This window comes from Streptomyces sp. 63XJN7_1_ISO-PGPR-S23-121, from assembly GCF_056173025.1.
Genome location: NZ_CM149653.1, coordinates 1,620,078 through 1,645,307, shown reverse-complemented (window position 1 = coordinate 1,645,307; position 25,230 = coordinate 1,620,078). Strand labels below are relative to the sequence as shown.

Below are 25,230 nucleotides of genomic sequence, written 5' to 3'. Positions count from 1 at the left end.
GCGGTGCGTCACGCCTTGCGGCGATTGCGGCGGTTGCCGATGACCATGGAGGCCAGGACGAACAGCACGGCGACGACGAACATGGCCGTGCCGACGACGTTGATCTGGACGGGCGTCCCGCGCTGGGCCGATCCCCACACGAACATGGGGAAGGTGACGGTGGATCCCGCGTTGAAGTTGGTGATGATGAAATCGTCGAAGGAGAGCGCGAAGGCGAGCAGCGCGCCGGCGGCGATCCCGGGGGCCGCGATGGGCAGCGTGACCCGGACGAAGGTCTGGAAGGGCCCGGCGTACAGGTCCTGCGCGGCCTGCTCCAGCCGCGGGTCCATCGACATGACGCGCGCCTTGACGGCCGTCACCACGAAGCTGAGGCAGAACATGACGTGGGCGATGAGGACCGTCCAGAAGCCCAGCCGCGCCCCCATGTTGAGGAACAGGGTGAGCAGCGAGGCGGCCATCACGACCTCGGGCATCGCCATCGGCAGGAAGATCAGCGAGTTGATCGCGCCGCGCGCCCGGAAGCGGTAGCGGACCAGGGCGAAGGCGATCGCCGTACCGAGGGCGGTGGCGCCCAGCGTCGCCCAGAAGGCGATCTGGAGACTGAGCGACAGGGAGCCGCAGAGCCCGGCGACCCCGCACGGGTCCTTCCAGGCGTCCGTGGAGAACTGCTGCCACGCGTAGTTGAAGCGCCCGTTCGGCTTGTTGAACGAGAACACCGTGACGACGACGTTGGGCAGCAGGAGATAGGCGAGCGTGAACAGGCCCGCGATGACGACCAGGTGGCGCTTCAGCCAGTTGACGAAGGTCATTTAAACCAGATCCTCCGTGCCGGACTTGCGGATGTAGACGGTGACCATGGCGAGGATCGCGGCCATGAGGATGAAGGACAGCGCCGCGGCCGTCGGATAGTCCAGCACCCGCAGGAACTGGGACTGGATCACGTTGCCGATCATTCCGGTGTCGGCCGAGCCCAGCAGGGAGGCGTTGACGTAGTCGCCGGTGGCCGGGATGAAGGTCAGCAGGGTGCCGGAGACCACGCCCGGCATCGACAGCGGGAAGGTGACCTTGCGGAACACCGTGGACGGCTTCGCGTACAGATCGCCCGCCGCCTCGTGCAGCCGCCCGTCGATCCGCTCGAGCGACGTGTACAGCGGAAGGATCATGAACGGCAGGAAGTTGTACGTCAGACCGCACACCACCGCGAGCGGGGTGGCGAGCACACGGTCGCCGGAGGTCCAGCCGAGCCAGCTGGTGACGTCCAGGACGTGCAGGGTGTTCAGGGCGCCGACGACGGGCCCGCCGTCCGCGAGGATCGTCTTCCAGGCCAGGGTGCGGATCAGGAAGCTGGTGAAGAACGGCGCGATCACCAGGATCATGATCAGGTTCCGCCAGCGGCCGGCCCGGAACGCGATCAGGTAGGCGAGCGGATAGCCGAGCAGCAGGCACAGCACGGTCGCGGAGGCGGCGTAGGCGACCGAGCGCAGGAACTGCGGCCAGTACTCGGACAGGGCGTCCCAGTAAGTGGCGAAGTGCCAGGTGACCTTGTAGCCCTCCTCCAGCGAGCCCGTCTGCACGGACGTGGAGGCCTGGTAGATCATCGGCGCGGCGAAGAACACGATCAGCCACAGGATGCCGGGCAGCAGCAGCCAGTACGGGGTGAGGCGGCCCCGCCTGCGCGGGTGCTTCTTCTCCGGTGCGGCCGGGGCGAGCGGCGGGGGCGCCTCGGTGAGCGTCGGCATCAGGCCGCCTCCTCCTCGGCCGGGCCCGCGTCGCCCGTCGTCCCGGCATGCAGGGACTGCGCCGCGTCCAGGCCGAAGGTGTGCTCCGGGTTCCAGTGCAGGACGACGTCGGCGCCGGCCACCAGGCGGGGGTCGCGGTCGATGTTCTGGGCGTAGACCTCGAACTCGGGGCAGGCCACGCAGTCCACGACGTACTGCGTGGAGACGCCGATGAAGCTGGTGCCGCTGATCCTCCCGGTGATGCGGTTGCGGCCCTCGGGTATGGATCCGGCCTCGTCCGCGTGGGTGAGGCTGATCTTCTCCGGGCGCACGCCGACCAGCACCTTGCCGCCGGCCCGCGCCGGCGCGGAACAGCGGGCGCCGGGCAGGACCAGCTTGTCGCCGGCCGCCCGCACCACGACGTCGTCGCCGCTGCGGGTGTCCACCTCCGCCTCGATGAGGTTGGAGGTGCCGAGGAAGTTGGCCACGAAGGTGGTCCGCGGGTTCTCGTACAGGTCGGCGGGCGCGCCCAGTTGCTCGACGCGGCCCGCGTTCATCACGGCGACCTGGTCGGCCATCGTCATGGCCTCCTCCTGGTCGTGCGTGACGTGCACGAAGGTGATCCCGACCTCGGTCTGGATGCGCTTGAGCTCCAGCTGCATCTGGCGGCGCAGCTTGAGGTCGAGGGCGCCGAGCGGCTCGTCGAGGAGCAGCACCCTGGGGTGGTTGATCAGGGCGCGGGCGACCGCGACGCGCTGCTGCTGGCCGCCGGAGAGCTGGTGCGGCTTCTTGCGGGCCTGTTCGCCGAGCTGGACGAGGTCGAGCATCTCCTGGACCTGCTTCTTCACGCTCTTGATGCCGCGCCGGCGCAGGCCGAAGGCGACGTTCTCGAAGATGTCGAGGTGCGGGAAGAGGGCGTAGGACTGGAAGACCGTGTTGACCGGCCGTTTGTAGGGCGGGAGCGCGGTCACGTCCTGGTCGCCGAGGTGGACGGTGCCGGTGCTGGGCTCCTCCAGTCCGGCGATCATGCGCAGGGTCGTGGTCTTGCCGCAGCCGGACGCGCCGAGCAGGGCGAAGAAGGAGCCCTGTGGCACGGTCAGGTCGAGCGGGTGCACGGCGGTGAAGGAGCCGTAGGTCTTGCTGATGCCGGAGAGGCGGACGTCCCCGCCGCGATCCGTCGCGTCTGTCGTCGTCTTCATCGTCGTCACGCCCCAGTGAGCTTCGCGAACTTCTCTTCGTAGGCCGTCTCTTCCTTCGCGCTCAGGGAGCGGAAGGAACGGGACCGGGCCTGCATGGCCTTGTCGGGAATGATCAGCGGGTTGTTCGCCGCGTCCTCGTCGATCTTCGCCAGCTCGTCCTTCACGCCGTCGACGGGGCAGACGAAGTTGATGTACGCGGCGAGCTCCGCGGCCGGGCCGGGCTCGTAGTAGTAGTCGATGAGCCGTTCGGCGTTCGTCTTGTGGCGGGCCTTGTTGGGGACCAGCATGTTGTCGCTCGACGTGATGTAGCCGCTGTCCGGGATGACGAACTCGACGTCGGGGTTGTCCGCCTTCAGCTGGACCACGTCGCCGGCCCAGGCCAGACAGGCCGCGAAGTCGCCCTTGGTGAGGTCGGAGGTGTAGTCGTTGCCGGTGAAGCGGCGTATCTGGCCGCTGTCGACGCCCTTCTGGAGGCGGGCGATCGCCGCGTCGTAGTCGTCGTCGGAGAAGCGGGCCGGGTCCTTGCCCATGTCGAGCAGCACCATGCCGATGGTGTCGCGCATCTCGGTGAGGAAGCCGACGCGGCCTTTGAGCCCGGGGTTGTCGAGCAGGTCGGAGACCGATCCGACCTCGATGCCGTCCAGCGCCTTCTTGTTGTAGGCGATGACGGTCGAGATGCCCTGCCAGGGATAGGAGTAGGCGCGGCCGGGGTCCCAGTCCGGACTGCGGAACTGGGGCGACAGGTTGGCGTAGGCGTGCGGCAGGTGGGACGGGTCCAGCTTCTGGACCCAGCCGAGCCGGATCAGCCGCGCGGCCAGCCAGTCGGTGAGCACGATGATGTCGCGGCCGCTCTCCTGGCCCGCGGCGAGCTGCGGCTGGATCTTGCCGAAGAACTCGCTGTTGTCGTTGATGTCCTCCGTGTACGTGACCTGGATGCCGGTCCGCTTCGTGAACGCCTGGAGCGTCGGGTGCCGCCGCCCGCTCTCGTCGACGTCCATGTACTCGGTCCAGTTGGAGAAGACGACTTTCCTCTCCTCGGCCGAGCGGTCCTCCGAGGAGACGCCGCCCTCGGTCTTGCCGGCCGCGGGGATTCCGCAGGCGCTCAGCGTCCCGAGGCCGCCGACCGCGAGCGCGCCGCCGGTGGAGGCGCGCAGCAGCGACCGGCGGGTGAGGGCGGCCCTGCCGTTGGTGAGACTGCGCCGCATGGCGGCCACTTGGGCCGGGGAAAGGCGGTCGGGCTCGTACTGCTCCATGCGCGTGGTTGCCCTTTCGGGTGGGTCGGCCGTGGTCGGCGGCCTGGCGTGATGGCTATCGGTCCCCGAAGACGGTGCGGTGCCAGTCCTTGCGGACCACCGCGGTGTTGTCGAACATGACGTGCTTGACCTGCGTGTACTCCTCGAAGGAGTAGGCGGACATGTCTTTGCCGAAGCCGGACGCCTTGTATCCGCCGTGGGGCATCTCGCTGATGATCGGGATGTGGTCGTTGACCCACACGCAGCCCGCCTTGATCTCGCGGGTGGCGCGGTTCGCGCGGTACACGTCCCGGCTCCAGGCGGAGGCGGCGAGCCCGTAGGGGGTGTCGTTGGCCAGCCGGATGCCCTCGTCGTCGCCGTCGAAGGGGAGGACGACGAGGACCGGTCCGAAGATCTCGGCCTGGACGGCCTCGCTGTCCTGGGCCGCGTCGGCGATCAGGGTCGGCCGGTAGTAGGCGCCGTCCTTCAGCTCGCCCCGCGGGGCCTCGCCGCCGGTCACCACGCGCGCGTAGGAGCGCGCCCGGTCGACGAAACCGGCGACGCGGTCCCGCTGGACGTGGCTGACCAGCGGGCCGAGGTCGGTGTCCGGGGCGAAGGGGTCGCCGACGCGGACGGTGTCCATCAGGGCCGCGGTCCGCTCCACGAAGGCGTCGTACAGGGGCCGCTGCACATACGCGCGCGTGGCGGCCGTGCAGTCCTGGCCGGTGTTGATGAGCGAGCCCGCGACCGCGCCGTGGACGGCGGCGTCGAGGTCGGCATCGTCGAAGACGAGGAAGGGCGCCTTGCCGCCCAGCTCCAGGTGGATGCGCTTGACGGTGACCGTGGCGACCTCGGCGACGCGCTTGCCGACGGCGGTGGAGCCGGTGAAGGAGGTCATGGCGACGTCGGGGTGGCCGACCAGGTGCTCACCGGCCTCCCGCCCGGTGCCGGTGACGATGTTGATCACGCCGTCGGGGAGGCCGGCCTCGGTGGCCACCTGGGCGAACATCAGCGAGGTGAGCGGGGTGATCTCGGCGGGCTTCAGCACGACGGTGTTGCCCGCGGCGATCGCCGGGAGGATCTTCCAGGCGGCCATCTGGAGGGGGTAGTTCCAGGGCGCGATGGAGCCGACGACGCCGATCGGCTCGCGGCGGACGTACGAGGTGTGGTCGCCGGAGTACTCGCCGGCCGACTGCCCCTGGAGGTGACGGGCGGCGCCGGCGAAGAAGGCCGCGTTGTCGACCGTGCCCGGCACGTCGAACTCTCGGGTCAGCTTCAGCGGCTTGCCGCACTGCAGGGACTCGGCGCGCGCGAAGTCCTCGGCGCGCTCGGCGAGGACGGCGGCGAACCGGTGCAGGGCGTCGGAGCGCTCGCCCGGGGTGGCGCCGGCCCAGCCGGGGAACGCGGCCCGCGCGGCGGCGACGGCCGCGTCGACGTCGTCCGCACCGGCGAGCTCGTAGGTGAGGACGTCCTCCCCGGTGGCCGGGTCGACGACCGTGTGGGTGCGGCCGGAGGTGCCCTTGGTCAGGCGGCCGGCGATGTACTGCGCGCCGTCCGCGAAGCGCTGCTGGGCCGGGAATCGGTCCGGGGTGGCATGGCCCGGGTTGTGCATGACGGCTCTCCTCGATGTCCCCGCGGCGGGTCTCCGGGACCGGAGGGCCCGCGACGGGAGTCCCCCTGGCGGGGCCGGCGTGGCTCAGACTCGATGTGAGTGCCGATCCTGGCAGAGCACCTGACCCCCAACAAGTGATTCCGTTGTTGCCATTTGATTACGCGACGGAATCTGTCGACCAGGTGTCGAGTCGCCACGGAAAAGGACGGACGGAGTGTCCGTGGCGCGTGCCAGACTCGCGTGCATGGAGAGGACCACGGGGGCGGGGGACATGATCGACAGCAGGGAAGCGCTGCTCGGAGAGGTCCGGGCGGGGGCCAGGGTCAAGTACCTCTGCTTCTGGGGGCACCGGCCGCTTCCGGACGGCCGCGTCGGGCCGAGCTGCCTGAGCCAGTGGTGGCCGTCGCCCTTCACCGTGGACGGCGTGGAGTACGCGACCGCCGAGCACTGGATGATGGCGGGCAAGGCGCGGCTCTTCGAGGACCCGGTGGCGGAGCGGCGGGTACTGGCCGCGGGCCACCCGGCGGAGGCCAAGAAGGCGGGGCGGCTGGTGCGCGGCTTCGACGAGGCGGTGTGGGAGCGGGAGCGGTTCCGGATCGTCGTCGAGGGCAGCGTCCACAAGTTCGCCTCGGACCCCGCTCTGCGCGCCTTCCTGCTGGGCACCGGCGAGCGGGTGCTGGTGGAGGCGAGCCCGGTGGACCGGGTGTGGGGCATCGGGCTCGCGGCGGACGACGATGCGGCGACGGACCCGGAGCGGTGGCGGGGCGCGAATCTGCTGGGGTTCGCGCTGATGGCCGCGCGGGGACGACTGCGCGGGATGCGGTGAGGGGGCGCGCCGAAGGGCGCTGAACGGGGGTCACCTCCTCCGGGCGGGCCCCGGGCCGAGGAGGCCGGCCCGCGACCGTCCGGCCGGTCACCGTGACGACCGGCAGGGCCGGCCCGGCCGCTAGGTGAAGATCACCAGCGCGCCGAAGCCGACGCCGAGCACGATGCCGGCGACTCCGCAGATGACGCCGGCCAGGGCCTGCCCCGGGTTGGTGGCCTCGCCCCGGCCGGCCTTGCCGCGGCCGAGCGCGCCGAAGACGATGCCCAGGATGCCCAGGACGATCGCGAGCGGCCACAGGCAGAAGACGACGGCGGCGACGATGCCGAGGACGAGACCGGCCGTGCCCATCCCGTTGCTCGGCATCGGCGCCATGCCGGGCCAGCCGTGGTAGCCCTGCGACTGGGGGACGGCGTAACCGCCCTGGCCGGGGAGTCCGGGACCACCGGGATAGCCGTAGGGGACCTGCCCGGGACCGTCGGGGGCGATGGGCGGCGGGGGGACGGCCGAGTCCTGGCCGGCGTACGGCGGTGCCGGGACCGGCGACGCGAAGGGGTTGGCGCCGCTCGGAGGGGCCGCCGCGCCCGGGGGCGCGAAGGGGTCGGCGTGCCGAGGAGCCGCCGCACCGGGAGGCGCGAAGGGATCGCCGCCGCTCGAGGGGGCCGCCGCGCCGGGCGGTGCGAAGGGATCGCCGCCACTCGGCGGGGCCACCGCGCCGGGCGGTGCGTAGGGGCTCGGCGTGCCGTCCGCCGGTGCCGCGGCTCCGGGGGTCGCCCACGGCGGGGGCTGCATGCCCGTGGCCGGCAGGGAGGTGACCGTCTGCCGGTCGTGGACGGACGGGGCCGACCACGGCGCCGATCCGTCGGACGCCAGGGTGCCGCCGGGGCCGCCGGGCGCGACGTCGTCCGCCGGCGGCGCCCACGGGTCGGCCGAAGTGTCCGCGCCGGCGTCCTGCCCCGCCGCCCTCGGCCACGCTGGGCTCCCCGCCTGACCGTCCGCCTTGCCGAGGCCGACTCCGGGCACCGCGTCCGCGGGGCCGCCGTCGCCCCGGCCGGCCGGCGCGGCCCACGTACCGCCGGATCGCCCGGCACCCGGCGGATTCGGCCGGGGCGTGGAACCGTCGCCCGCGGCGTCCGGCGCCTGCGCGTCGGCTCGCGGCGGCTGCGCGTCGTCGGACATGCGCGGGATCCCCTCTGTTCGAACGTCCCGTCATGCTACGGCCCCGCCCCGCCCGGCACGGCCCCGGCCTACGATGATCCCGAGTCACCGATCAGCCGATCACCCGCGTCCCGCAGGACCCGCCCGCCCCCGGGCGGCACCGGGACGCCGTTCCGGGGAGGAACCCTTGACCGAGCACCTCGTCGAGCCCGACGTCCCGCGCGACCTGCACGCCTTCATCGCCGGACTGCCCAAGGCCGAACTGCACGTCCACCACGTCGGCTCCGCCTCCCCGCGCATCGTGTCGGAACTCGCCGCCCGCCACCCCGACTCCAAGGTCCCCACCGACCCCGAGGCGCTGGCCGACTACTTCACGTTCACGGACTTCGCGCACTTCATCGAGGTGTACCTGTCCGTCGTCGACCTGATCCGCACCCCGGAGGACGTGCGGCTGCTGACGTACGAGGTGGCCCGGGACATGGCCCGTCAGCAGGTGCGCTACGCCGAGTTGACCGTCACCCCGTTCTCCTCCACCCGGCGCGGTATCGACGAGGGCGCGTTCATGGACGCGATCGAGGACGCCCGCAAGGCCGCCGAGGCGGAGTTCGGGACCGTGCTCCGCTGGTGCTTCGACATCCCCGGCGAGGCCGGTCTGGAGTCGGCCGAGGAGACGACGCGGCTCGCCACCGACGACCGGCTGCGCCCCGAGGGGCTGATCTCCTTCGGGCTCGGCGGTCCCGAGATCGGCGTGGGGCGGCCGCAGTTCAAGCCGTACTTCGACCGGGCCATCGCCGCCGGGCTGCGCTCGGTGCCGCACGCGGGCGAGACGACCGGCCCGCAGACGGTGTGGGACGCGCTCACCGACCTGCGCGCCGAACGCATCGGGCACGGCACCAGCTCAGCGCAGGACCCGAAGCTGCTCGCCCACCTCGCCGAGCACCGGATCCCGCTCGAGGTGTGCCCGACCTCGAACATCGCCACGCGTGCGGTGCGCACCCTGGACGAGCACCCGATCAAGGAGTTCGTGAGCGCCGGCGTCCTGGTGACGATCAACTCCGACGACCCGCCGATGTTCGGCACCGACCTCAACAACGAGTACGCCGTCGCGGCCCGGCTCCTCGGCCTCGACGAACGCGGGCTCGCCGGCCTGGCGAAGAACGGCGTCGAGGCCTCCTTCCTGGACGGGCCCGGCAAGGCCCGGCTGCGGGACGAGATCGAGACGTACACCGCCGCCTGGCTCGCCTCCTGAGACGGCCGCTCACCGTGAATCCCCTGCGCGACACGACCGCCGTGGCCCACCGCGGCGACCCCTACCGCTTCCGCGAGAACACGATCGCCTCCCTGCGCTCCGCCCTGGCCCGCGGCGCGGACGCGGTGGAGGCCGACGTCCGCCTCACCCGGGACGGCGTGCCGGTACTTCTGCACGACGAGACCCTGAAACGGCTGTGGGAGCACGACCGGCCGCTGCGCTCGCTGTCGGCCGAGGAGGTACGAGGGCTGACGGCGAGCGGGGTGCCCACGCTGGCGGACGCGCTGGCCGCGACGGAGGGCAGCAGGCTGATGCTCGACCTGCCGGGCGCGCCGGACGAGCGGGCGGTGGGGCGCATCGTGGACGTGGTCCGCGCGTGCGGGGCGGCGGACCGCGTGTACTACACGGCGGGCGCCGCCGCCATGCTCGCCGTACGCGCCGTCGACCCCGCCGCCGAGATCGCCCTGACCTGGACGACGGCCGCGCCGCCCCGCCCCGCGCTGCTGGCGGCGGTGCGGCCGCGGTGGCTCAACTACCGCTTCGGACTGGTGGACCGGGCCCTGGCCGACCGCGTCCACGACTACGGCTTCCTGCTGTCCGTCTGGACCCCCGACACCCGCCGCTCCATGCGCCGCCTGCTGGCCCTGGGCGTCGACTCGATCACCACCAACCGCATCGACGTGCTGTGCGCGCTGCGCGCGGCCGGGGGCCGGTCGGGGCGGCAGGCACCCTAGGGGCGATCCCTGGCAACTCCCCTGCAACCCAGGAAGTCGGTCGGGGATGCGTCAGGGCAGGGGACCTCCCTGACGACGATCCGGAGGCGGCCCGCACGGCCGGAGGATGATCACGTCCTTCCGCCGAACTCCCCCGAGGAGCAACCGATGCACGCCCGCCGCCGTACCACTCTTCTCGCCGCCTCCCTCGTCCTCGCCCTGGGCGCGGGCCCGCTCGCCGCGCCCGCGTTCGCCTCGCCCGCTCCGGCGGCGCCCGTGTGCAGTACCACCCCGTCTCACCAGGCGTTGTGCGAGGCGATCGAAGGGCTGCCCGACAAAGACGCGACCGCCGCGCTCGTCCGGCTGGGCGGCACCGGGGGTTTCTGGCAGGGCAGTTCGGGGGTGCGGGACCTGGTGAGCGGCCGGGCGGCCGACCCGGACGCGCGGTTCAGGGCCGGTTCGACGACCAAGGTGGTGACGGCCGCCGCCGTCCTCCGGCTCGCGGCCCAGGGCAAGGTCGATCTCGACGCGCCGGTCGAGCGTTATCTCCCCGGGCTGCTCGGCCCCGAGTTCACCACGCCCGTCACCGTACGGAACCTGCTGAACCACACCAGCGGCATCCAGCCGGGCGACAGCCGGGGGGACACCTGGGAGGAGCAGTACGCGCAACGCTTCGACACGCTCACCCCGCGCCGGGTCGTGACGTCGGCGGTCGCGAAGGGGCCGGCGTTCACCGCCGGTGAGCGGCAGCAGTACCTGAACATCAACTACACGATCCTCGGCATGCTGATCGAGAAGGTGACCGGCCGGTCGTACGCCTCCGAGGCCGCCCGGCTCGTACTGCGGCCCGCCGGGATGCGGCACACGTACTTCCCCGGCACCGACCCGCGGATCCGGGGGCCGCTCAACCGCGGCTATCAGGCGGTGTCCCAGCCGGACGGGACGACCAGGCTCGTCGACGTCACCGAGTGGAACGTGGCCGACGGCTGGGCGGCCGGGGACATGATCTCGACCACCGCCGACCTGGAACGGCTCATCACGGCCCTCTTCAGCGGCCGGATCGTGCCCGAACCGCAATTGCGGGAGATGTTCACGGTCCCGGCGGGCATCAAGGGCGCCTCCTACAGCGCGGGCCTGACCCGCTGGGAGCACCAGGGGACGGTCTACTGGCTCAAGACCGGCGGCCGCCCCGGCTACAACACGGCGGTCGCCGCGACCGAGGACCTGAGTTTCACCCTCGTGTACTCGCTCGCCGACACCGACGCGAAGGACACGACACCGAACCCGGTCGCCGACCGGATCCGGGAGGCCGCCCTCAAGTAGAGAGCGCCGGCGCCGTGTTCGGCGTGAGCGCCTCCAGCCGCTTGATCTTCCGGCGTACGGCGTACAGCGGGATCACGCCGAACACGCCGAACGCCATGTCGATGACGCTCCACCAGAAGGGGATGCCGCGGACCGGGCCGCAGATCAGCGCGAGCGGGACGATGCCTGCGCAGGCGATCATGCCGAACTCGATGACCCAGACGTTGCGGACGGGGTCGCGGTAGGGGCCGTAGAAGGCGACCGCGATCACGAGGTGCGCGAAGGCGAGCCAGTCGGTGCCGTAGAGGAGGAAGGGGTACTCGGCGTCGGCGGTGTCGAGCCCCTGGCGTACGCGCTCGATCCAGTCCATGAGGGCGGGATGGTGCTCCGGCGCCGACAGGGACCGGAGCAGGTCCTCGGTCCAGCGCAGTTCGTGCACCAGCGGAAAGGCCGTGGCGCCGCTGAGCACCAGGCAGACGACGAAGAAGACCAGCCAGGCGCGAATGCCCTTGAGCAGGGCGGCTCTGTCGCTCATGGCAGCACCGTACGCCGATAGTTGAACATGTTCAAAAACAGGGTTCGCCTTTGGAGACACGTCGGCCCCGGACGGTGGTCCACCGTCCGGGGCCGAGGCTTCGGCACCTATCCGTCGAGGGACGTCATCACGTGCTTGACGCGCGTGTAGTCGTCGAAGCCGTACGACGACAGGTCCTTGCCGTAGCCGGACTTCTTGAAGCCGCCGTGCGGCATCTCGGCCACCAGCGGGATGTGGGTGTTGATCCACACGCAGCCGAAGTCGAGCTTCTTGGACATCCGCATGGCGCGGCCGTGGTCCTTGGTCCACACGGAGGAGGCCAGCGCGTAGTCGACGCCGTTGGCCCACTCCACGGCCTGGTCCTCGTCGCGGAAGGCCTGGACGGTGATGACCGGGCCGAAGACCTCGTTCTGAACGATCTCGTCGTCCTGCTTGAGGCCCGAGACGACGGTCGGGGCGTAGAAGTAGCCCTTGTCGCCGACCTGGTGACCGCCGGCCTCGACCTTGGCGTGGGCGGGCAGGCGCTCGATGAACCCGGAGACCTGCTTGAGCTGGTTGGGGTTGTTGAGCGGGCCGTAGAGGACGTCCTCGTCGTCGGGCTGCCCGGTCTTCGTCTCGGCCGCCGCCTTCGCGAGGGCGCTCACGAACTCGTCGTGGATCGACTCGTGGACGAGCACGCGCGTGGCCGCCGTGCAGTCCTGGCCGGCGTTGAAGAAGCCCGCGACCGAGATGTCCTCGACGGCCTTGGGGATGTCGGTGTCCTCGAAGACCACGACCGGCGCCTTGCCGCCGAGCTCCAGGTGGACGCGCTTGAGGTCCTTGGAGGCGGACTCGGCGACCGACATGCCGGCCCGCACGGAACCGGTGATGGAGGCCATCGCCGGGGTCTCGTGCTCGACCATCAGGCGGCCGGTGTCGCGGTCGCCGCAGACGACGTTGAAGACGCCCTTGGGCACGATCGAGCCGATGATGTCGGCCATCAGCGCCGTGGAGGCGGGGGTGGTGTCCGAGGGCTTCAGGACGACCGTGTTGCCCGCGGCGAGCGCCGGGGCGAACTTCCAGACGGCCATCATCATCGGGTAGTTCCACGGGGCGACCTGCGCGCAGACGCCGATCGGCTCGCGGCGGACCATGGAGGTCAGGCCCTCCATGTACTCGCCGGCGCTGCGGCCCTCCAGCATCCGGGCCGCTCCCGCGAAGAAGCGGATCTGGTCGACCATCGGCGGGATCTCCTCGGAGCGGGTCAGCCCGATGGGCTTGCCCGTGTTCTCCACCTCCGCCGCGATCAGTTCCTCGGCCCGCTCCTCGAACGCGTCCGCGATCTTGAGGAGGGCCTTCTGCCGCTCGGCCGGGGTGGTGTCGCGCCAGGCCGGGAAGGCCGCGGCGGCGGCCGCCATGGCGGCGTCCACGTCCGCCTGCCCGGAGAGGGGGGCGGTCGCGTAGGCCTCGCCGGTCGCGGGGTTGACCACCTCGGTGGTCCGTCCGTCGGCGGCGTCCCGGAACTCACCGTCGATGTAGTTGCGCAGACGACGCAGCTCGGTGCTCACTGCCGGCCCTCCAAGTTCGGGTGACTTCGGTTCTCTCAGCTGTCCAGAGACTGAGACACCCACCCTAGACGCAGACCCGACGTTCTCAACACCCCCACTCCCCTTTCGAGTGCGAAATCCGCAGGCTTGAACCACCCAAACAACGAATTTCATCGATCCATCCTTGCGAAACTGTCGATACGTCGTGCACAGTGAGGCCGTGGCCAGTCGAAGCGCAGACCCGAAGGACTCCCGCGAGTCCCGGAACGGCGGACCCCAGTTGGACGCCGTCTCCCTCGCCATCATCGAGCAGCTCCAGGAGGACGGCCGCAGGCCGTACGCCGCGATCGGCAAGGCCGTCGGCCTGTCCGAGGCGGCAGTGCGCCAGCGCGTCCAGAAGCTGCTCGACCAGGGCGTGATGCAGATCGTCGCCGTCACGGACCCGCTCACCGTGGGCTTCCGCCGGCAGGCGATGGTCGGAGTCAACGTCGAGGGCGACGTGGAGTCCGTCGCCGACGCGCTGGCGGCCATGCCCGAGTGCGAGTACGTGGTGATGACCGCGGGCTCCTTCGACCTGATGGTGGAGGTCGTCTGCGAGGACGACGACCACCTCCTGGAGGTCATCAACCGCCGCATCCGGGCCGTCCCCGGAGTGCGCTCCACCGAGAGCTTCGTCTACCTCAAGCTCAAGAAGCAGACCTATATGTGGGGAACCCGATAATCGTGAGCACCGACAGCCCCAAGGACCTCAGCAGGACCGCCTACGACCACCTGTGGATGCACTTCACCCGCATGTCGTCGTACGAGAACGCCCCCGTCCCCACCATCGTCCGCGGTGAGGGCACCCACATCTACGACGACAAGGGCAGGCGCTACCTCGACGGCCTCGCCGGGCTGTTCGTCGTCCAGGCCGGGCACGGCCGCCAGGAGCTGGCCGAGACCGCCATGAAGCAGGCGCAGGAGCTCGCCTTCTTCCCCGTGTGGTCCTACGCCCACCCCAAGGCCGTCGAGCTGGCCGAGCGCCTGGCGAACGAGGCCCCCGGCGACCTCAACAAGGTCTTCTTCACCACCGGTGGCGGCGAGGCGGTCGAGACCGCCTGGAAGCTCGCCAAGCAGTACTTCAAGCTCACCGGCAAGCCGACCAAGTACAAGGTCATATCCCGCGCGGTCGCCTACCACGGCACTCCGCAGGGCGCCCTGTCGATCACCGGTCTGCCCGCCCTGAAGGCCCCCTTCGAGCCGCTCGTGCCCGGCGCGCACAAGGTGCCGAACACCAACATCTACCGCGCCCCGCTCTTCGGCGACGACCCCGAGGCCTTCGGCCGCTGGGCCGCCGACCAGATCGAGCAGCAGATCCTCTTCGAGGGCCCGGAGACGGTCGCGGCCGTCTTCCTCGAGCCGGTGCAGAACGCCGGCGGCTGCTTCCCGCCCCCGCCCGGCTACTTCCAGCGCGTGCGCGAGATCTGCGACCAGTACGACGTGCTGCTCGTCTCGGACGAGGTCATCTGCGCCTTCGGCCGCCTCGGCACCACCTTCGCCTGCGACAAGTTCGGCTACGTCCCGGACATGATCACCTGCGCCAAGGGCATGACCTCGGGCTACTCCCCGATCGGCGCCTGCATCGTCTCCGACCGCCTGGCCGAGCCGTTCTACAAGGGCGACAACACCTTCCTGCACGGCTACACCTTCGGCGGCCACCCGGTCTCCGCCGCGGTCGGCATCGCCAACCTCGACCTGTTCGAGCGCGAGGGCCTCAACCAGCACGTCCTCGACAACGAGGGCAACTTCCGCGCCACCCTGGAGAAGCTGCTCGACCTGCCGATCGTCGGCGACGTCCGCGGCAACGGCTTCTTCTACGGCATCGAGCTGGTCAAGGACAAGAACACCAAGGAGTCGTTCGACGAGGAGGAGACCGAGCGGATCCTGTACGGCTTCCTGTCGAAGGCGCTCTTCGACAACGGCCTGTACTGCCGTGCCGACGACCGCGGCGACCCGGTCATCCAGCTCGCCCCGCCGCTGATCTCCAACCAGGAGACCTTCGACGAGATCGAGCAGATCCTGCGCGCCACGCTGACGGAGGCGTGGACGAAGCTCTGATCCCCGCGCGCCCCGGTCATCCTTCCGGATGATCATCACCGGCCCCGGTGCCGCCCGTTCGAGTGAGAAACGGCGGTCCGGGGCCGCGTGCTGTCCGGCCGCGCCCCGGCGACTGCCTACGGTGCCTCGTGACCGATCGGCCCCGCCTTCGTTCCCCCGGACGGGGGACGCGACCGGGGAACAACGGATCAGAACCGAGGTGTACGCCGATGGAGGCTCCGCCGGACAACGACGTGCTCTGGGCCCGCGCCCTGCACTTCCAGCACCATGACGGCTCGCCCGCGCTGCAGGGCGTCTCGCTCGGCGTCCGGGAGGGCGAGATCCTCGCCGTCGGCGGCCCGCGCGGGAGCGGCAAGACGACCCTGCTGCGGTGTCTGTCCGGGCTGTCGCGGGTGCAGGACGGCGAGGTCTGGTTCAACAGCGTGCCGATGCACACCATGGGCCCGATCGGCCGGGAGCGGCTGCGCCGTGAACGCTTCGCCTGGATCGACCCCTCCCCCGTGCTCGTCCCGGAGCTCACGGTCTGGGAGAACACCGCCCTCCCCCTGATGCTGCGCGGCACCGGCCGGGGCCGGGCGAAGACGGCCGCCCTGGAGTGGCTGGAACGTCTCGACGTCGGCGGCGCGTCCCGCCGGCGCCCGCACGAACTCCAGCAGGCCGAACGGCAGCGTGTCTGCATCGCCCGCGCGCTCGCCGTCACCCCCTCGGTGCTGTTCGCCGACGAACCGACGGCCCCCCTGCACCGTGCCGACCGCGCCCATGTGCTGCGGACCCTGACCACGGCGGCCCGCTCGCACGGCATCACCGTCGTCCTCGCCACGCACGACGCGCAGACCGCGGCACTCGCGGACCGCACGGTCTCGCTGCTGGACGGCCGGCGGGTCAGGACCGTGCACCTGCCGCCGGTGGCCGAACCCACGGCGGCCCCCGGGGGCCCCGCGACGGAAGGCCGGGCAGCGTGCTCGCTCTCCGTCTGACCGGCCGCGCCCGGTTCGCCGTCCAGCTGCGCCGCCTGCTGGTCGCGGTGTTCTCGGCGGGCACGGGCTTCCTGCTGCTGTGCGCCCTCGGCCACGCGATCGGCCACCCGGGCACGCCCGGAGCCTCCGCGCTCCGCCTCGCCTGGTGCGCGGCCCCCCTCGCCGCCACCGTGTACTTCGCCGTCGCCGTGGCCCGTACCGACCCGGGCACCCGCCCCCGCTTCGGCCTGGCGGCGATCGGCCTCGGCCCCGCCCGGCTGACGGCCGTCTCCGCGGCGACCACGGCCCTGTCCGGAGCGCTCGGCTCGCTGGTGGCCCTGCTCCTCTTCCTCCTCCTGCGCGGCGATCTGGCGGCCGCGCCCTTCGACGGCGCCGCGGCCGACTCCCTCGCCGTCGGCCTGCCCCTCCCCTATCCGGCGACCGTCACCCTCCTGACGCTGCTCCCGGCGACCGCGTCCGCCGCGGCGGCCCTGTCCCTGCGCCCCCGCGAAGCGCGGCCCGCCCGCGCCGCCGGCACACGTGGCTACGGCCGTTTCGGCGCCTACGGCTGGGGCGCGGCCCGCGAGACCTTCGGCACCTACGGCCGCTTCGGCGCCCGCTGGGCCGCCCGGCCGGCCACGGCCGACGCCACCGCCGGGTCCTCTCCCGCCGCCGCGGCCACTGCCGGCCCCGCCGATGCCGGTGCCGCCCCCGCCGGTGCCCACGCCGGCGTCCTCACCGCGGAGCCCGCCGACCGCGACGCCGACTCCGCCCCGGGCGCTCCGGCGAGCGATCCCCGGCACGCGGCCCCGACGGCCGGCCGGCTCCGCACCGCGGACTCCCCCCGCCACCAGAACCCCAACGCCCTCCCCTGGGGCATCGCCGTCCTTACCGCGGGCCTCACCGTCGAGACCTACGCCGGCGACGCGGCGGACGCCGGCGGCCCTCTGTCCGCCGGCGTCCTCATCGGCTGGACCCTGACCGCGCTGGGCCTCTCCCTGGCCGGCCCCGGCCTCACCCAGCTCTGCGGCCGTCTCGTCCAGGCCGTCCGCCCCGGCGCCCTGCGCCTGCTCGCCGGCCGCGTCCTCATGGAGGAGTCGAGCCGCGTCGGCCGCCCCCTGGGCATCGTCTGCGCCGTGGCCTCCGCGGTCTACGCGGCGTTCACGCTGTACGGCGCGGACGGTCCGGCGGCCCACCCCCTGGGGACCCTCGGCGCCCTGGTCGTGGCGGGCTGCACGGTGGCCACGCTGCTCACCGCGGCCGTCGAGGCCAGGCAGATCCGCGCCGACACCATCACCGCCCTGCTGCGGCTGGGCGCCCCCAAGTCGACGCTGCGGGCCGCCGCCACCGTGCGCGCCGCCGCGCTGCTGGTCCTCTTCGGCCCCCTGACCCTCCTCGTCGCGGCCCTGGCCGCAGCGCCCCTGACCCGCTGAACGACATCCCCCGGAAATTCTTCCCGGACCGCCGATGAGTTCCGCACCACCGTCCCGTCTACCCCTGCGAACGGCACGGCAACAGCACAGCACCGACGGAAGAGGCCCCATGTACCAGCAGATGATCTTCGTGAACCTGGCGACGAACGACCTCGACGCCTCGAAGAAGTTCTTCACGGAGCTCGGCTACACGATCAACGCACAGTTCAGCGACGAGACCTGCGCCTCGGTCGTGATCAGCGACACGATCATCGCGATGCTGATGACCAAGGAGAAGTACGCCGGCTTCACGAAGAAGGAGATCGTGGACTCCACCAAGTCCAGCGAGGTGCTGATCGCGCTGAGCGCGGAGAGCCGCGAGAAGGTGGACGAGCTGGTGGACCGGGCGATCGCCGCGGGCGGTTCGGCCACCGGCGAGACCCAGGACCACGGCTTCATGTACGGCCGGGCCTTCGACGACCTCGACGGTCACACCTGGGAAGTCGCGTGGATGGACCCGGCGGTGATCGAGGGCTGACCCGGACGCGGACCGGGTGCGCGCGGGGGATCGGAAGCGCTGAAACGTCTCGGCGGTTAATAAGAGGGCAAAGGCAACGCCCTTGACAGGCATATGCGTTGACACTTCTTACGCACCGCTTATAGACCAGTGAGGCTCCTGGGTGTGCTGACGTCGTCAGCACCCTCTTCACCCCCCGCATCCGCGCTTCCCGTAAAGGAACAACGTGGCAGTCCTGTCCATACTCAGCCGCACGGCGTCCCGCCGTAGCGTCCGTGCCCTCGGCGTCGCCTCGGCCACGGCGGCCCTCGCGCTCGGCGCCGCCGGCAACGCCTTCGCCTGCAACATCGGCGAGTTCTCCGCCGCCGCCAAGTGCGACGGCGACAAGGGGATCATCACCGTCACCGACGTGGACCCCGCCGGCATCCCCGCCACCGTCACCGTGTACCTGCAGAACAACGGCGCGGACGCGCAGAAGATCGACGAGCAGGTGGTCAAGGGCACCCGCGAGGGCAGCACCATCACCTTCGCCGCGGACTGGAAGCCCAACGCCGAGTACCGCATCCACGTCAAGGCCGGCGGCTACGTCGACGAGGACATCAAGCCCAACCTCGTCACCCCGGCGACCGCCTGCAAGACCGAGGACACGCCGTCCCCGACCCCGTCGCAGAGCTCGTCCACCCCGGCCGAGGAGACGGAGACGCCGGCCCCGGTCCCGTCGACGTCGGCCCCCGCCCCCTCGCAGAGCGGCAGCAGCGCCCCGGCGGCCGTGCCGAGCAACGCCCCGTCCCCGGCGGCCGGTGAGTCCAACCTCGCCGAGACCGGCGCCAACTCCAACACCGGCATGATCGTCGGCATCGCCGCGGCCCTCGTCGTCGTCGGTGGCGGCGCGGTCTTCTTCGGCCTGCGCCGTCGCGGGGCGAACGGCACCCGCTGACGCCTCGCAGGTACCCGTGCAGACGGTGGCCCGTCCCCGGCCGGGGGCGGGCCTCCGCCGTGTCAGCCGAACGACGCCCGTTCCAGCCAGAACTCCAGCAACTCCCGCTCACCGAGCACCTCGAGACCGGGAGCGTCCAGCGGCAGCCTCCGGTAGAACGCGAGCAGGACGTCCGTGAGCGGCCCCCGCAGGGCGACGGTCGCCTTTTCGTGGCCGCGACGCCAGGTGAGACCGTCCTCGCCCAGCCCGATCAGCCATTCGGCGTCCAGTCCGGAGGCTGTGTCGGTGGCGTGCAGGTGGATGCTCCGGCCGGCGCCGCGCAGTTCGTTCGCCTCGGGGTCCGTGCCGGTCCGCTGCACGAACTCCAGGATCTCCAGCCACTCGTCGATCGCGTCGGCGGCCACGTCCGGCGCGACCCGGTAGGGCAGGCCGGCGGTGAGTACGGCGTCCGCGCGGTGGACGATGATCTCGTGCGTCATCCGGCGTGCCCAGAAGCCCGCGTCGTGCCGCTCGCCCCACGACCACACCTTGGCGTCCGGCCCGGCCTCGCGCAGCGCGCCGACCGCCGCCTCGCCCGACTCCGCCAGCCAGGCGTCCAGCGCGGCGGCGTCGCCCCGGGCCTCGGGACCGGCGCCGCCGGGCACCTGCTCGTCGGGCACGTTCTCCCGGGCCCGGGTGCGCACCAGCAACCCGGCCCAGCGCAGGGCGCCGCCGGTGTGCCGGACCAGCTCCTCGAGGGACCAGTCCGGGCAGGTCGGTACGGTGGCGGAGAGATCGGTGCCGGAGGTCACCAGGTCCCTCAACTGAGCTACCTGGTGGGCTATCTCGTCGCAGTAGCGCTCGTGTGCCAGTGGCGTCATGGTCCGCATCCTAGGAGCGGACGATCACCCGAGCACCACGATTTCCGCCCCGTCGAACTCCACGCCCACCACGTCCCCGACCTCCGGAGCCGCCCGCAGCGCGCACGCCGCCTCCAGGCGCGGCGCGTCCTCGGGCTGCAGGTGGACGGCGACGTGGGTGCCGCGGAAGGTGCGGGCGGCGACCGCGCAGCGCAGGCCGGCGTCGGCGGACACGATCCTGACCCCGGCGGGCCGCACCAGCACGGTGCGCGTCCCCTGGGGAGCGTCCTCGGGGACCGGCACCTTGCCCCAGGCCGTGGCCGCGACCTGCCCGGCGACGGTCGCCTCCACCACGTTGTCGAAGCCGAGGAACCGGGCCACGAAGGCGTCCGCCGGACGCTGCCACACCTCCAGCGGCGTCCCCTCCTGGGCGATCCGCCCGTCCCTCATCACCACCACCCGGTCGGCGAGCGCGAAGGCCTCCGACTGGTCGTGGGTGACGGCGAGCACGGTGGTGCCCAACAGGCCGAACAGCTCCCGCAGTTCCACCACCAGCCGCTCCCGCAGCGAGCGGTCGAGCTGGCCGAGCGGCTCGTCCAGCATCAGCAGCCGGGGCCGGGGCGCGAGCGCGCGGGCCAGCGCGACCCGCTGCTGCTCACCGCCGGAGAGCGCGGCGACGGACCGGCGGCCGGCCCCCGGCAGCCCGACCAGCTCCAGCAACTCCCGTACGTCCTGCTCCTGCCGGGACCGCGACGCCCCGCGCATCCGCGGCCCGAAGGCGATGTTGCCGGCCACGTCCCGCTGCGGGAACAACTGGTGGTCCTGGAACATGAGCCCGACCTCGCGCTTGTGCGCGGGCACTCCCGACTGGTCGCGCCCGTCCAGCACCACCCGCCCGGCGTCCAGCCGCTGCAGCCCGGCGACCGCGCGCAGCAGCGTCGACTTGCCGCTGCCGCTGGGTCCCAGCACGCACACGACCTCGTGCTCGGCGACATCCAGGCCGACGGCGTCGAGCACGGCCCGCCCGCCGAAGCGGACGGTCGCGTCCCGCAGACTCAGCAGCATCGCTAGAACTCCCCGCTCCGGTCGGTCCGCAGCCGCTCCAGCACCACGAGGGCCACGGCGCACACCACCATCAGAATCGTCGACAGGGCCATCGCCTGCCCGTAGTTCATGTCCCCGGGCCGCCCGAGCAGCCGCGCCACGGCGACCGGCAGCGTCGGGTTGTCGGGCCGCGCGATGAACACGGTCGCCCCGAACTCGCCCAGCGACACCGCGAAGGCGAACCCGGCCGCGATCAGCAGCGCCCGCCGCACCATCGGCAGGTCGACCTCCCGCCACACCCGCCACGGCGACGCCCCGAGCACCGCCGCCGCCTCCCGCAGCCGCACGTCCACCGCCCGCAGCACCGGCAGCATGGTCCGTACGACGAAGGGGACGCCGACCAGCGCCTGGGCGAGCGGCACCAGGATCCAGGAGGACCTGAGGTCCAGCGGGGGCTCGTCCAGCGCGATCAGGAACCCGAAGCCGACCGTCACGGCGGACACCCCGAGCGGCAGCATCAGCAGCGCGTCGAAGCCGCGCACCAGACGGCCCGCGTCCCTCCGGGCGAGCGCGGCCGCCGCCAGACCGCCGACGGCCACGGCGACGGCGGTGGCGGCGACGGCGTACTCAAGGGAGTTGCCGACCGCCTCGATGGGCGGGACGAGGAAGGTGCCGCCGTCCTCGTGGGTCAGCGCCCGGTAGTACCCGAGGCCGCTGCCGAGGGACCGCTGGACCAGCACGGCGAGCGGCAGCACCACTAGGCCGGCGACGGTGCCGAGCACCCCGGCCAGCAGGCTCCATTGCCCGGCTCCGCGCGGCCGGCGGGCGGTGCGGGAGGCGTCCACCAGCCGCAGGGCCGTCTCGCGCCGCCGCGCCGTCCAGGCGTGCACGGCGAGGACGGCGCCGACCGCCGCGAACTGGATCAGCGTCAGCACGGCGGCCGTGGACAGGTCGAAGACGTGCGAGGTCTGGCGGTAGATCTCCACCTCCAGGGTGGAGAAGGCGGGGCCGCCGAGGATCTGGACGACGCCGAAGGAGGTGAAGGTGAACAGGAACACCATCAGCGCGGCGGCGGCCACGGCGGGCCCGAGCGCCGGCAGGGTGACCCGCCGCCAGGCCCGCAGGGGCGACGCGCCGAGCATCCGCGCCGCCTCCTCCTGACGCGGGTCGAGCTGTGCCCACAGACCGCCGACGGTGCGTACGACGACGGCGTAGTTGAAGAAGACGTGCGCGAGCAGGATGGCCCACACCGTGGTGTCCAGCCGTACGCCCCACAGCTCGTCGAGCAGCCCGCCCCGCCCGACGAGCGCCAGGAAGGCGGTGCCCACCACGACCGTGGGCAGCACGAACGGCACGGTCACCACCGCCCTCAGCAGCTGCTTGCCGGGGAAGTCGAGGCGGGCGAAGACGTACGCGCCGGGCAGGGCGACCAGCAGCGTGAGCGCGGTCGAGGCGAGCGCCTGCCAGGTGGTGAACCACAGCACGTGCCGGATGTCGGGCTGGGCCAGGACGTCCCCGATCCGCCCGAACCGCCAGACCCCGTCGACCCGCAGTCCGCGCGCGACGATCGCGGCGACGGGGTAGGCGAAGAAGACCGCGAAGAACGCGACGGGGCCGGCCATCAGGGCCAGCCGCGCCGCGTTCCCGCGCCGCCGGGTACCGGCGGACCGGGCGGCCTCGGTCCCTTCGGTCACTTCAGGAGGAGCGAGGTCCACGACTTGACCCACTGGTCACGGTTGTCGGCGATCTTCTTCGGGTCCAGGGTCAGCGGGTTCTTGGCCTGGGGGCCGTACTTCACGAACTCCGGCGGCACCTGCGCGGCCTTCCGCACCGGGTAGACGAACATGTTCAGCGGCATGTCGTCCTGGAACTCCTTTCCGACCAGGAAGTCGAGCAGCGCCTTGCCACCCTCGGTGTTCCTCGCGTTGCTCAGCAGGCCGGCGTACTCGACCTGGCGGAAGCAGGTGCCGGTGGCGACGCCCGTCGGCGCGGTGTCCGGCTTCGGGTCGGCGTAGATCACCTCGGCGGGCGGCGAGGAGGCGTAGGAGACGACGAGCGGGCGGTCGCCCTTCGCCTTCCTGCCGCCGGACGACCCGGAGAACTCCTCGTTGTAGGCCTGCTCCCAGCTGTCCACGACCTTGACGCCGTTGGACTTCAGCTTCTTCCAGTAGTCCTGCCAGCCGTCGTCGCCGTACTTGGCCGCGGTGCCCAGCAGGAAGCCGAGACCGGGCGAGGAGCTGCCGGCGTCCTCGGTGACGAGGAGGTTCTTGTACGCGGGCTTGACGAGGTCGTCGAGGGAGTCGGGCGGGGTCAGCTTGTGCTTGCCGAAGTACGCCTTGTCGTAGTTGACGCAGATGTCACCGGTGTCGATGGGCGTGACGCGGTGCTTGTCCTGGTCGACCCGGTACTCGGGAAGGATCATGTCGGAGCCCTTGGGCTCGTACGACTGGAACAGGCCGTTGTCGAGCGCGCGGGACAGCAGCGTGTTGTCGACGCCGAAGAAGACGTCGCCCTGCGGGTTGTCCTTGGTGAGGATGGCCTTGTTGACGGCCTGTCCGGCGTCGCCGTCCTCGAGGACCCGGACCTTGTAGCCGGACCTCTTCTCGAAGTCGGCGATGACGTCCTTGGACGCGGCCCACGAGTCGTGGCTGACGAGGGTCACGGTTTTGGAACCGCCGGACGCCTGGTCGTCGCCGCCGGACGACGATCCACAGGCGGCCAGGCCGCCGACCAGGCCGAGCCCGACGGCCAGGACTCCGGCCTTCTTGGTGATGCTCACGAAATTCCTCCTGGGTTACCAGGAGAAGACGCGGCCCCGCCCGGGACCCCTGGCGAGGGACCCGGACAGGGCGCAACAGCTCGAGTGATGACCGATCTCCCTACCCAGAATGACCTGGGCCAGGTTCGGAGGGTCTGCGGCCGGTGCCGCACTCTCAGCGCTGTGGCGCTCCCCTGTCGGAATATGAAGATGTCTGAATATGAAGTTGTACGCCGGTCAGATTACCGCTCGCTCGCGGCGAGCTGACCACACGCCCCGTCGATCTCCTGCCCACGGGTGTCCCGGACGGTCACCGGCACACCATGCGCCTCGATCGCCGCGACGAACGCCTTCTCGTCCTCGGGCCGCGAGGCGGTCCACTTCGAGCCCGGCGTGGGGTTGAGCGGGATGAGGTTGACGTGCACCGGCTTGCCCTTGAGCACGCGTCCGAGCCGGTCGCCGCGCCACGCCTGATCGTTGATGTCCCGGATCAGCGCGTACTCGATGGACAGCCGGCGCCCGGACTTGGCCGCGTACTCGAAACCGGCGTCGAGGACCTCGCGCACCTTCCACCGCGTGTTGACGGGGACGAGGGTGTCGCGCAGTTCGTCGTCGGGGGCGTGCAGGGAGATGGCGAGGCGGCACTTGAAGCCCTCGTCGGCGAACCGGTGGATCGCCGGGACCAGGCCGACCGTGGAGACGGTGATGCCGCGCTGGGAGAGTCCCAGCCCGTCGGGCTCGGGGTCGGTGAGACGGCGGATGGCCCCGACGACCCGCTTGTAGTTGGCGAGGGGTTCGCCCATGCCCATGAACACGATGTTGCTCAGCCGCGCCGGGCCGCCGGGAACCTCTCCGTCCCTGAGCGCCCGCATGCCGTCCACGATCTGGTGCACGATCTCGGCGGTGGACAGGTTCCTGTCGAGTCCGGCCTGTCCGGTGGCGCAGAAGGGGCAGTTCATGCCGCAGCCCGCCTGGGAGCTGATGCACATGGTCACCCGGTCCGGGTAGCGCATGAGGACGGACTCGACGAGGGTCCCGTCGAACAGCTTCCACAGCGTCTTGCGGGTGGTGCCCTGGTCGGTCGACAGGTGCCGGACGACCGACATCAGCTCGGGCAACAGCGCCTCCTGGAGCGGCGCGCGGGACCCGGCCGGGATGTCCGTCCACTGCTCGGGGGCGTGCGCGTACCGCGCGAAGTAGTGCTGCGAGAGCTGCTTCGCACGGAACGGCTTCTCACCGATCGCGGCGACGGCCTCCTTGCGCTCGGCAGGCGTGAGATCGGCGAGATGCCGCGGCGGCTTCTTGGCTCCGCGCGGGGCGACGAATGTGAGTTCTCCGGGCTTAGGCATGACTCAACCAGTGTCGCAGATCCACCGGGGTGGCCCTGTCGGGCTCAGAACAGGCCCGCGGCCACGGCGACGACCGTGGTGGCGTACTGCTTCGTGCGGTGCCACGGGCCGCAGTAGCGGCGCACTCCGCCCCGGCCCTTCTGGTCGAGAAGAGCCTTGCACCACACGCACGGCAGGTCGCCGTGGTACCTGCCGTCCTCTCCCCGCCTCGCCTGCGCCATGGCGGAACCCTAGTTGATCATCGGACAGCCGCA

At 71.6% G+C, this 25,230-nt stretch carries 24 protein-coding genes and 1 riboswitch; of the genes, 10 read left to right on the top strand and 14 right to left on the bottom strand.

The genetic code is table 11. The annotated features are described in order from the left end of the window. Nucleotides 1–8 precede the first annotated feature (8 nt). From AC0VYN_RS07670 to AC0VYN_RS07650, 5 genes are read right to left on the bottom strand one after another with little or no spacing between them, the layout of a single operon-like run. Nucleotides 9–809, bottom strand: coding sequence for an ABC transporter permease (locus AC0VYN_RS07670; protein WP_475535306.1), 801 nt, complete (start codon nt 807–809; stop codon nt 9–11). After that, on the bottom strand, nt 810–1,739 hold the full coding sequence (locus tag AC0VYN_RS07665; RefSeq protein WP_475535305.1) for an ABC transporter permease: 930 nt from the start codon (nt 1,737–1,739) through the stop codon (nt 810–812). Continuing rightward, nucleotides 1,739–2,917, bottom strand: a complete 1,179-nt coding sequence (locus tag AC0VYN_RS07660; RefSeq protein WP_451690477.1) for an ABC transporter ATP-binding protein — start codon at nt 2,915–2,917, stop codon at nt 1,739–1,741. Before AC0VYN_RS07660 ends, AC0VYN_RS07665 begins: the two co-directional genes overlap by 1 nt. A gap of 5 nt (nt 2,918–2,922) precedes the next feature. Further along, nucleotides 2,923–4,170 carry a polyamine ABC transporter substrate-binding protein gene (locus AC0VYN_RS07655; protein WP_385458574.1) on the bottom strand — a complete coding sequence of 416 codons (1,248 nt, stop codon included), beginning with the start codon at nt 4,168–4,170 and terminating at the stop codon, nt 2,923–2,925. Nucleotides 4,171–4,225: 55 nt separating this feature from the next. After that, nucleotides 4,226–5,761: a gamma-aminobutyraldehyde dehydrogenase gene (locus AC0VYN_RS07650; protein ID WP_475535304.1), complete on the bottom strand. Its 1,536-nt coding sequence runs from the start codon at nt 5,759–5,761 to the stop codon at nt 4,226–4,228. A 220-nt stretch (nt 5,762–5,981) separates the two neighbouring features. On the opposite strand from AC0VYN_RS07650, the gene AC0VYN_RS07645 reads away from it, so the two are divergent. Continuing rightward, nucleotides 5,982–6,587 (top strand): NADAR family protein, encoded by a 606-nt coding sequence (locus AC0VYN_RS07645; RefSeq protein WP_475535303.1) that lies wholly within the window; start codon nt 5,982–5,984, stop codon nt 6,585–6,587. Nucleotides 6,588–6,707: 120 nt separating this feature from the next. Here AC0VYN_RS07645 and AC0VYN_RS07640 read toward each other — a convergent pair whose 3' ends face one another. Further along, nucleotides 6,708–7,763, bottom strand: coding sequence for a DUF4190 domain-containing protein (locus AC0VYN_RS07640; protein WP_475535302.1), 1,056 nt, complete (start codon nt 7,761–7,763; stop codon nt 6,708–6,710). Between the two features lie 166 nt (nt 7,764–7,929). Between AC0VYN_RS07640 and AC0VYN_RS07635 the strand changes: the two genes are divergently transcribed. The 3 genes from AC0VYN_RS07635 (at nt 7,930) to AC0VYN_RS07625 (ending at nt 11,027) form a co-directional block, all read left to right on the top strand. Further along, on the top strand, nt 7,930–8,991 hold the full coding sequence (locus AC0VYN_RS07635) for an adenosine deaminase (RefSeq protein ID WP_385458582.1): 1,062 nt from the start codon (nt 7,930–7,932) through the stop codon (nt 8,989–8,991). 23 nt (nt 8,992–9,014) lie between these two features. After that, entirely contained in the window at nt 9,015–9,725 is a 711-nt protein-coding gene (locus AC0VYN_RS07630) for a glycerophosphodiester phosphodiesterase (RefSeq protein WP_475536830.1), read from the top strand. Between the two features lie 147 nt (nt 9,726–9,872). Further along, nucleotides 9,873–11,027, top strand: a complete 1,155-nt coding sequence (locus AC0VYN_RS07625; protein ID WP_475535301.1) for a serine hydrolase domain-containing protein — start codon at nt 9,873–9,875, stop codon at nt 11,025–11,027. On the opposite strand, the gene AC0VYN_RS07620 is transcribed toward AC0VYN_RS07625, so the two are convergent. Next, nucleotides 11,020–11,541, bottom strand: coding sequence for a hypothetical protein (locus AC0VYN_RS07620; RefSeq protein WP_475535300.1), 522 nt, complete (start codon nt 11,539–11,541; stop codon nt 11,020–11,022). The two genes, AC0VYN_RS07625 and AC0VYN_RS07620, sit on opposite strands and share 8 nt — an antisense overlap. A 107-nt stretch (nt 11,542–11,648) precedes the next feature. Further along, complete coding sequence (locus tag AC0VYN_RS07615) at nt 11,649–13,088, bottom strand: gamma-aminobutyraldehyde dehydrogenase (protein ID WP_475535299.1); 1,440 nt, start codon at nt 13,086–13,088, stop codon at nt 11,649–11,651. Nucleotides 13,089–13,272: 184 nt separating this feature from the next. On the opposite strand from AC0VYN_RS07615, the gene AC0VYN_RS07610 reads away from it, so the two are divergent. The 6 genes from AC0VYN_RS07610 to AC0VYN_RS07585 all read left to right on the top strand — a co-directional run bounded on the left by AC0VYN_RS07610 (nt 13,273) and on the right by AC0VYN_RS07585 (nt 18,986). Next, nucleotides 13,273–13,788, top strand: coding sequence for an Lrp/AsnC family transcriptional regulator (locus tag AC0VYN_RS07610; RefSeq protein WP_386922984.1), 516 nt, complete (start codon nt 13,273–13,275; stop codon nt 13,786–13,788). 2 nt (nt 13,789–13,790) lie between these two features. Beyond that, a complete protein-coding gene (locus AC0VYN_RS07605) occupies nt 13,791–15,164 on the top strand; it encodes an aspartate aminotransferase family protein (protein ID WP_451690467.1) in 1,374 nt (457 codons plus the stop codon). A 209-nt stretch (nt 15,165–15,373) separates the two neighbouring features. Beyond that, the gene (locus tag AC0VYN_RS07600) at nt 15,374–16,141 is read left to right on the top strand and encodes an ABC transporter ATP-binding protein (protein ID WP_385458594.1); all 768 of its coding nucleotides are present in this window, start codon (nt 15,374–15,376) and stop codon (nt 16,139–16,141) included. Beyond that, a complete protein-coding gene (locus AC0VYN_RS07595; protein WP_475535298.1) occupies nt 16,123–17,553 on the top strand; it encodes a hypothetical protein in 1,431 nt (476 codons plus the stop codon). The genes AC0VYN_RS07600 and AC0VYN_RS07595 overlap by 19 nt, the downstream gene beginning before the upstream one ends. A 109-nt stretch (nt 17,554–17,662) precedes the next feature. Further along, a complete protein-coding gene (locus AC0VYN_RS07590; protein WP_475535297.1) occupies nt 17,663–18,070 on the top strand; it encodes a VOC family protein in 408 nt (135 codons plus the stop codon). Between the two features lie 205 nt (nt 18,071–18,275). Next, nucleotides 18,276–18,986 carry an LAETG motif-containing sortase-dependent surface protein gene (locus tag AC0VYN_RS07585; protein WP_475535296.1) on the top strand — a complete coding sequence of 237 codons (711 nt, stop codon included), beginning with the start codon at nt 18,276–18,278 and terminating at the stop codon, nt 18,984–18,986. A gap of 62 nt (nt 18,987–19,048) precedes the next feature. Here AC0VYN_RS07585 and AC0VYN_RS07580 read toward each other — a convergent pair whose 3' ends face one another. The 6 genes from AC0VYN_RS07580 to AC0VYN_RS07555 form a co-directional block, all read right to left on the bottom strand. Beyond that, on the bottom strand, nt 19,049–19,846 hold the full coding sequence (locus AC0VYN_RS07580; RefSeq protein WP_475535295.1) for a maleylpyruvate isomerase family mycothiol-dependent enzyme: 798 nt from the start codon (nt 19,844–19,846) through the stop codon (nt 19,049–19,051). Between the two features lie 24 nt (nt 19,847–19,870). Beyond that, on the bottom strand, nt 19,871–20,890 hold the full coding sequence (locus tag AC0VYN_RS07575) for an ABC transporter ATP-binding protein (protein ID WP_475535294.1): 1,020 nt from the start codon (nt 20,888–20,890) through the stop codon (nt 19,871–19,873). A gap of 2 nt (nt 20,891–20,892) precedes the next feature. Continuing rightward, nucleotides 20,893–22,491: an ABC transporter permease gene (locus AC0VYN_RS07570; RefSeq protein WP_475536829.1), complete on the bottom strand. Its 1,599-nt coding sequence runs from the start codon at nt 22,489–22,491 to the stop codon at nt 20,893–20,895. 68 nt (nt 22,492–22,559) lie between these two features. Continuing rightward, nucleotides 22,560–23,648: a thiamine ABC transporter substrate-binding protein gene (locus AC0VYN_RS07565; protein ID WP_475535293.1), complete on the bottom strand. Its 1,089-nt coding sequence runs from the start codon at nt 23,646–23,648 to the stop codon at nt 22,560–22,562. A gap of 79 nt (nt 23,649–23,727) precedes the next feature. Then, nucleotides 23,728–23,833, bottom strand: a riboswitch (TPP riboswitch). 36 nt (nt 23,834–23,869) lie between these two features. Continuing rightward, a complete protein-coding gene (gene rlmN / locus AC0VYN_RS07560; protein WP_475535292.1) occupies nt 23,870–24,976 on the bottom strand; it encodes a dual-specificity RNA methyltransferase RlmN in 1,107 nt (368 codons plus the stop codon). Nucleotides 24,977–25,020: 44 nt separating this feature from the next. Beyond that, on the bottom strand, nt 25,021–25,197 hold the full coding sequence (locus tag AC0VYN_RS07555; protein WP_475535291.1) for a hypothetical protein: 177 nt from the start codon (nt 25,195–25,197) through the stop codon (nt 25,021–25,023). Nucleotides 25,198–25,230: the final 33 nt, after the last annotated feature.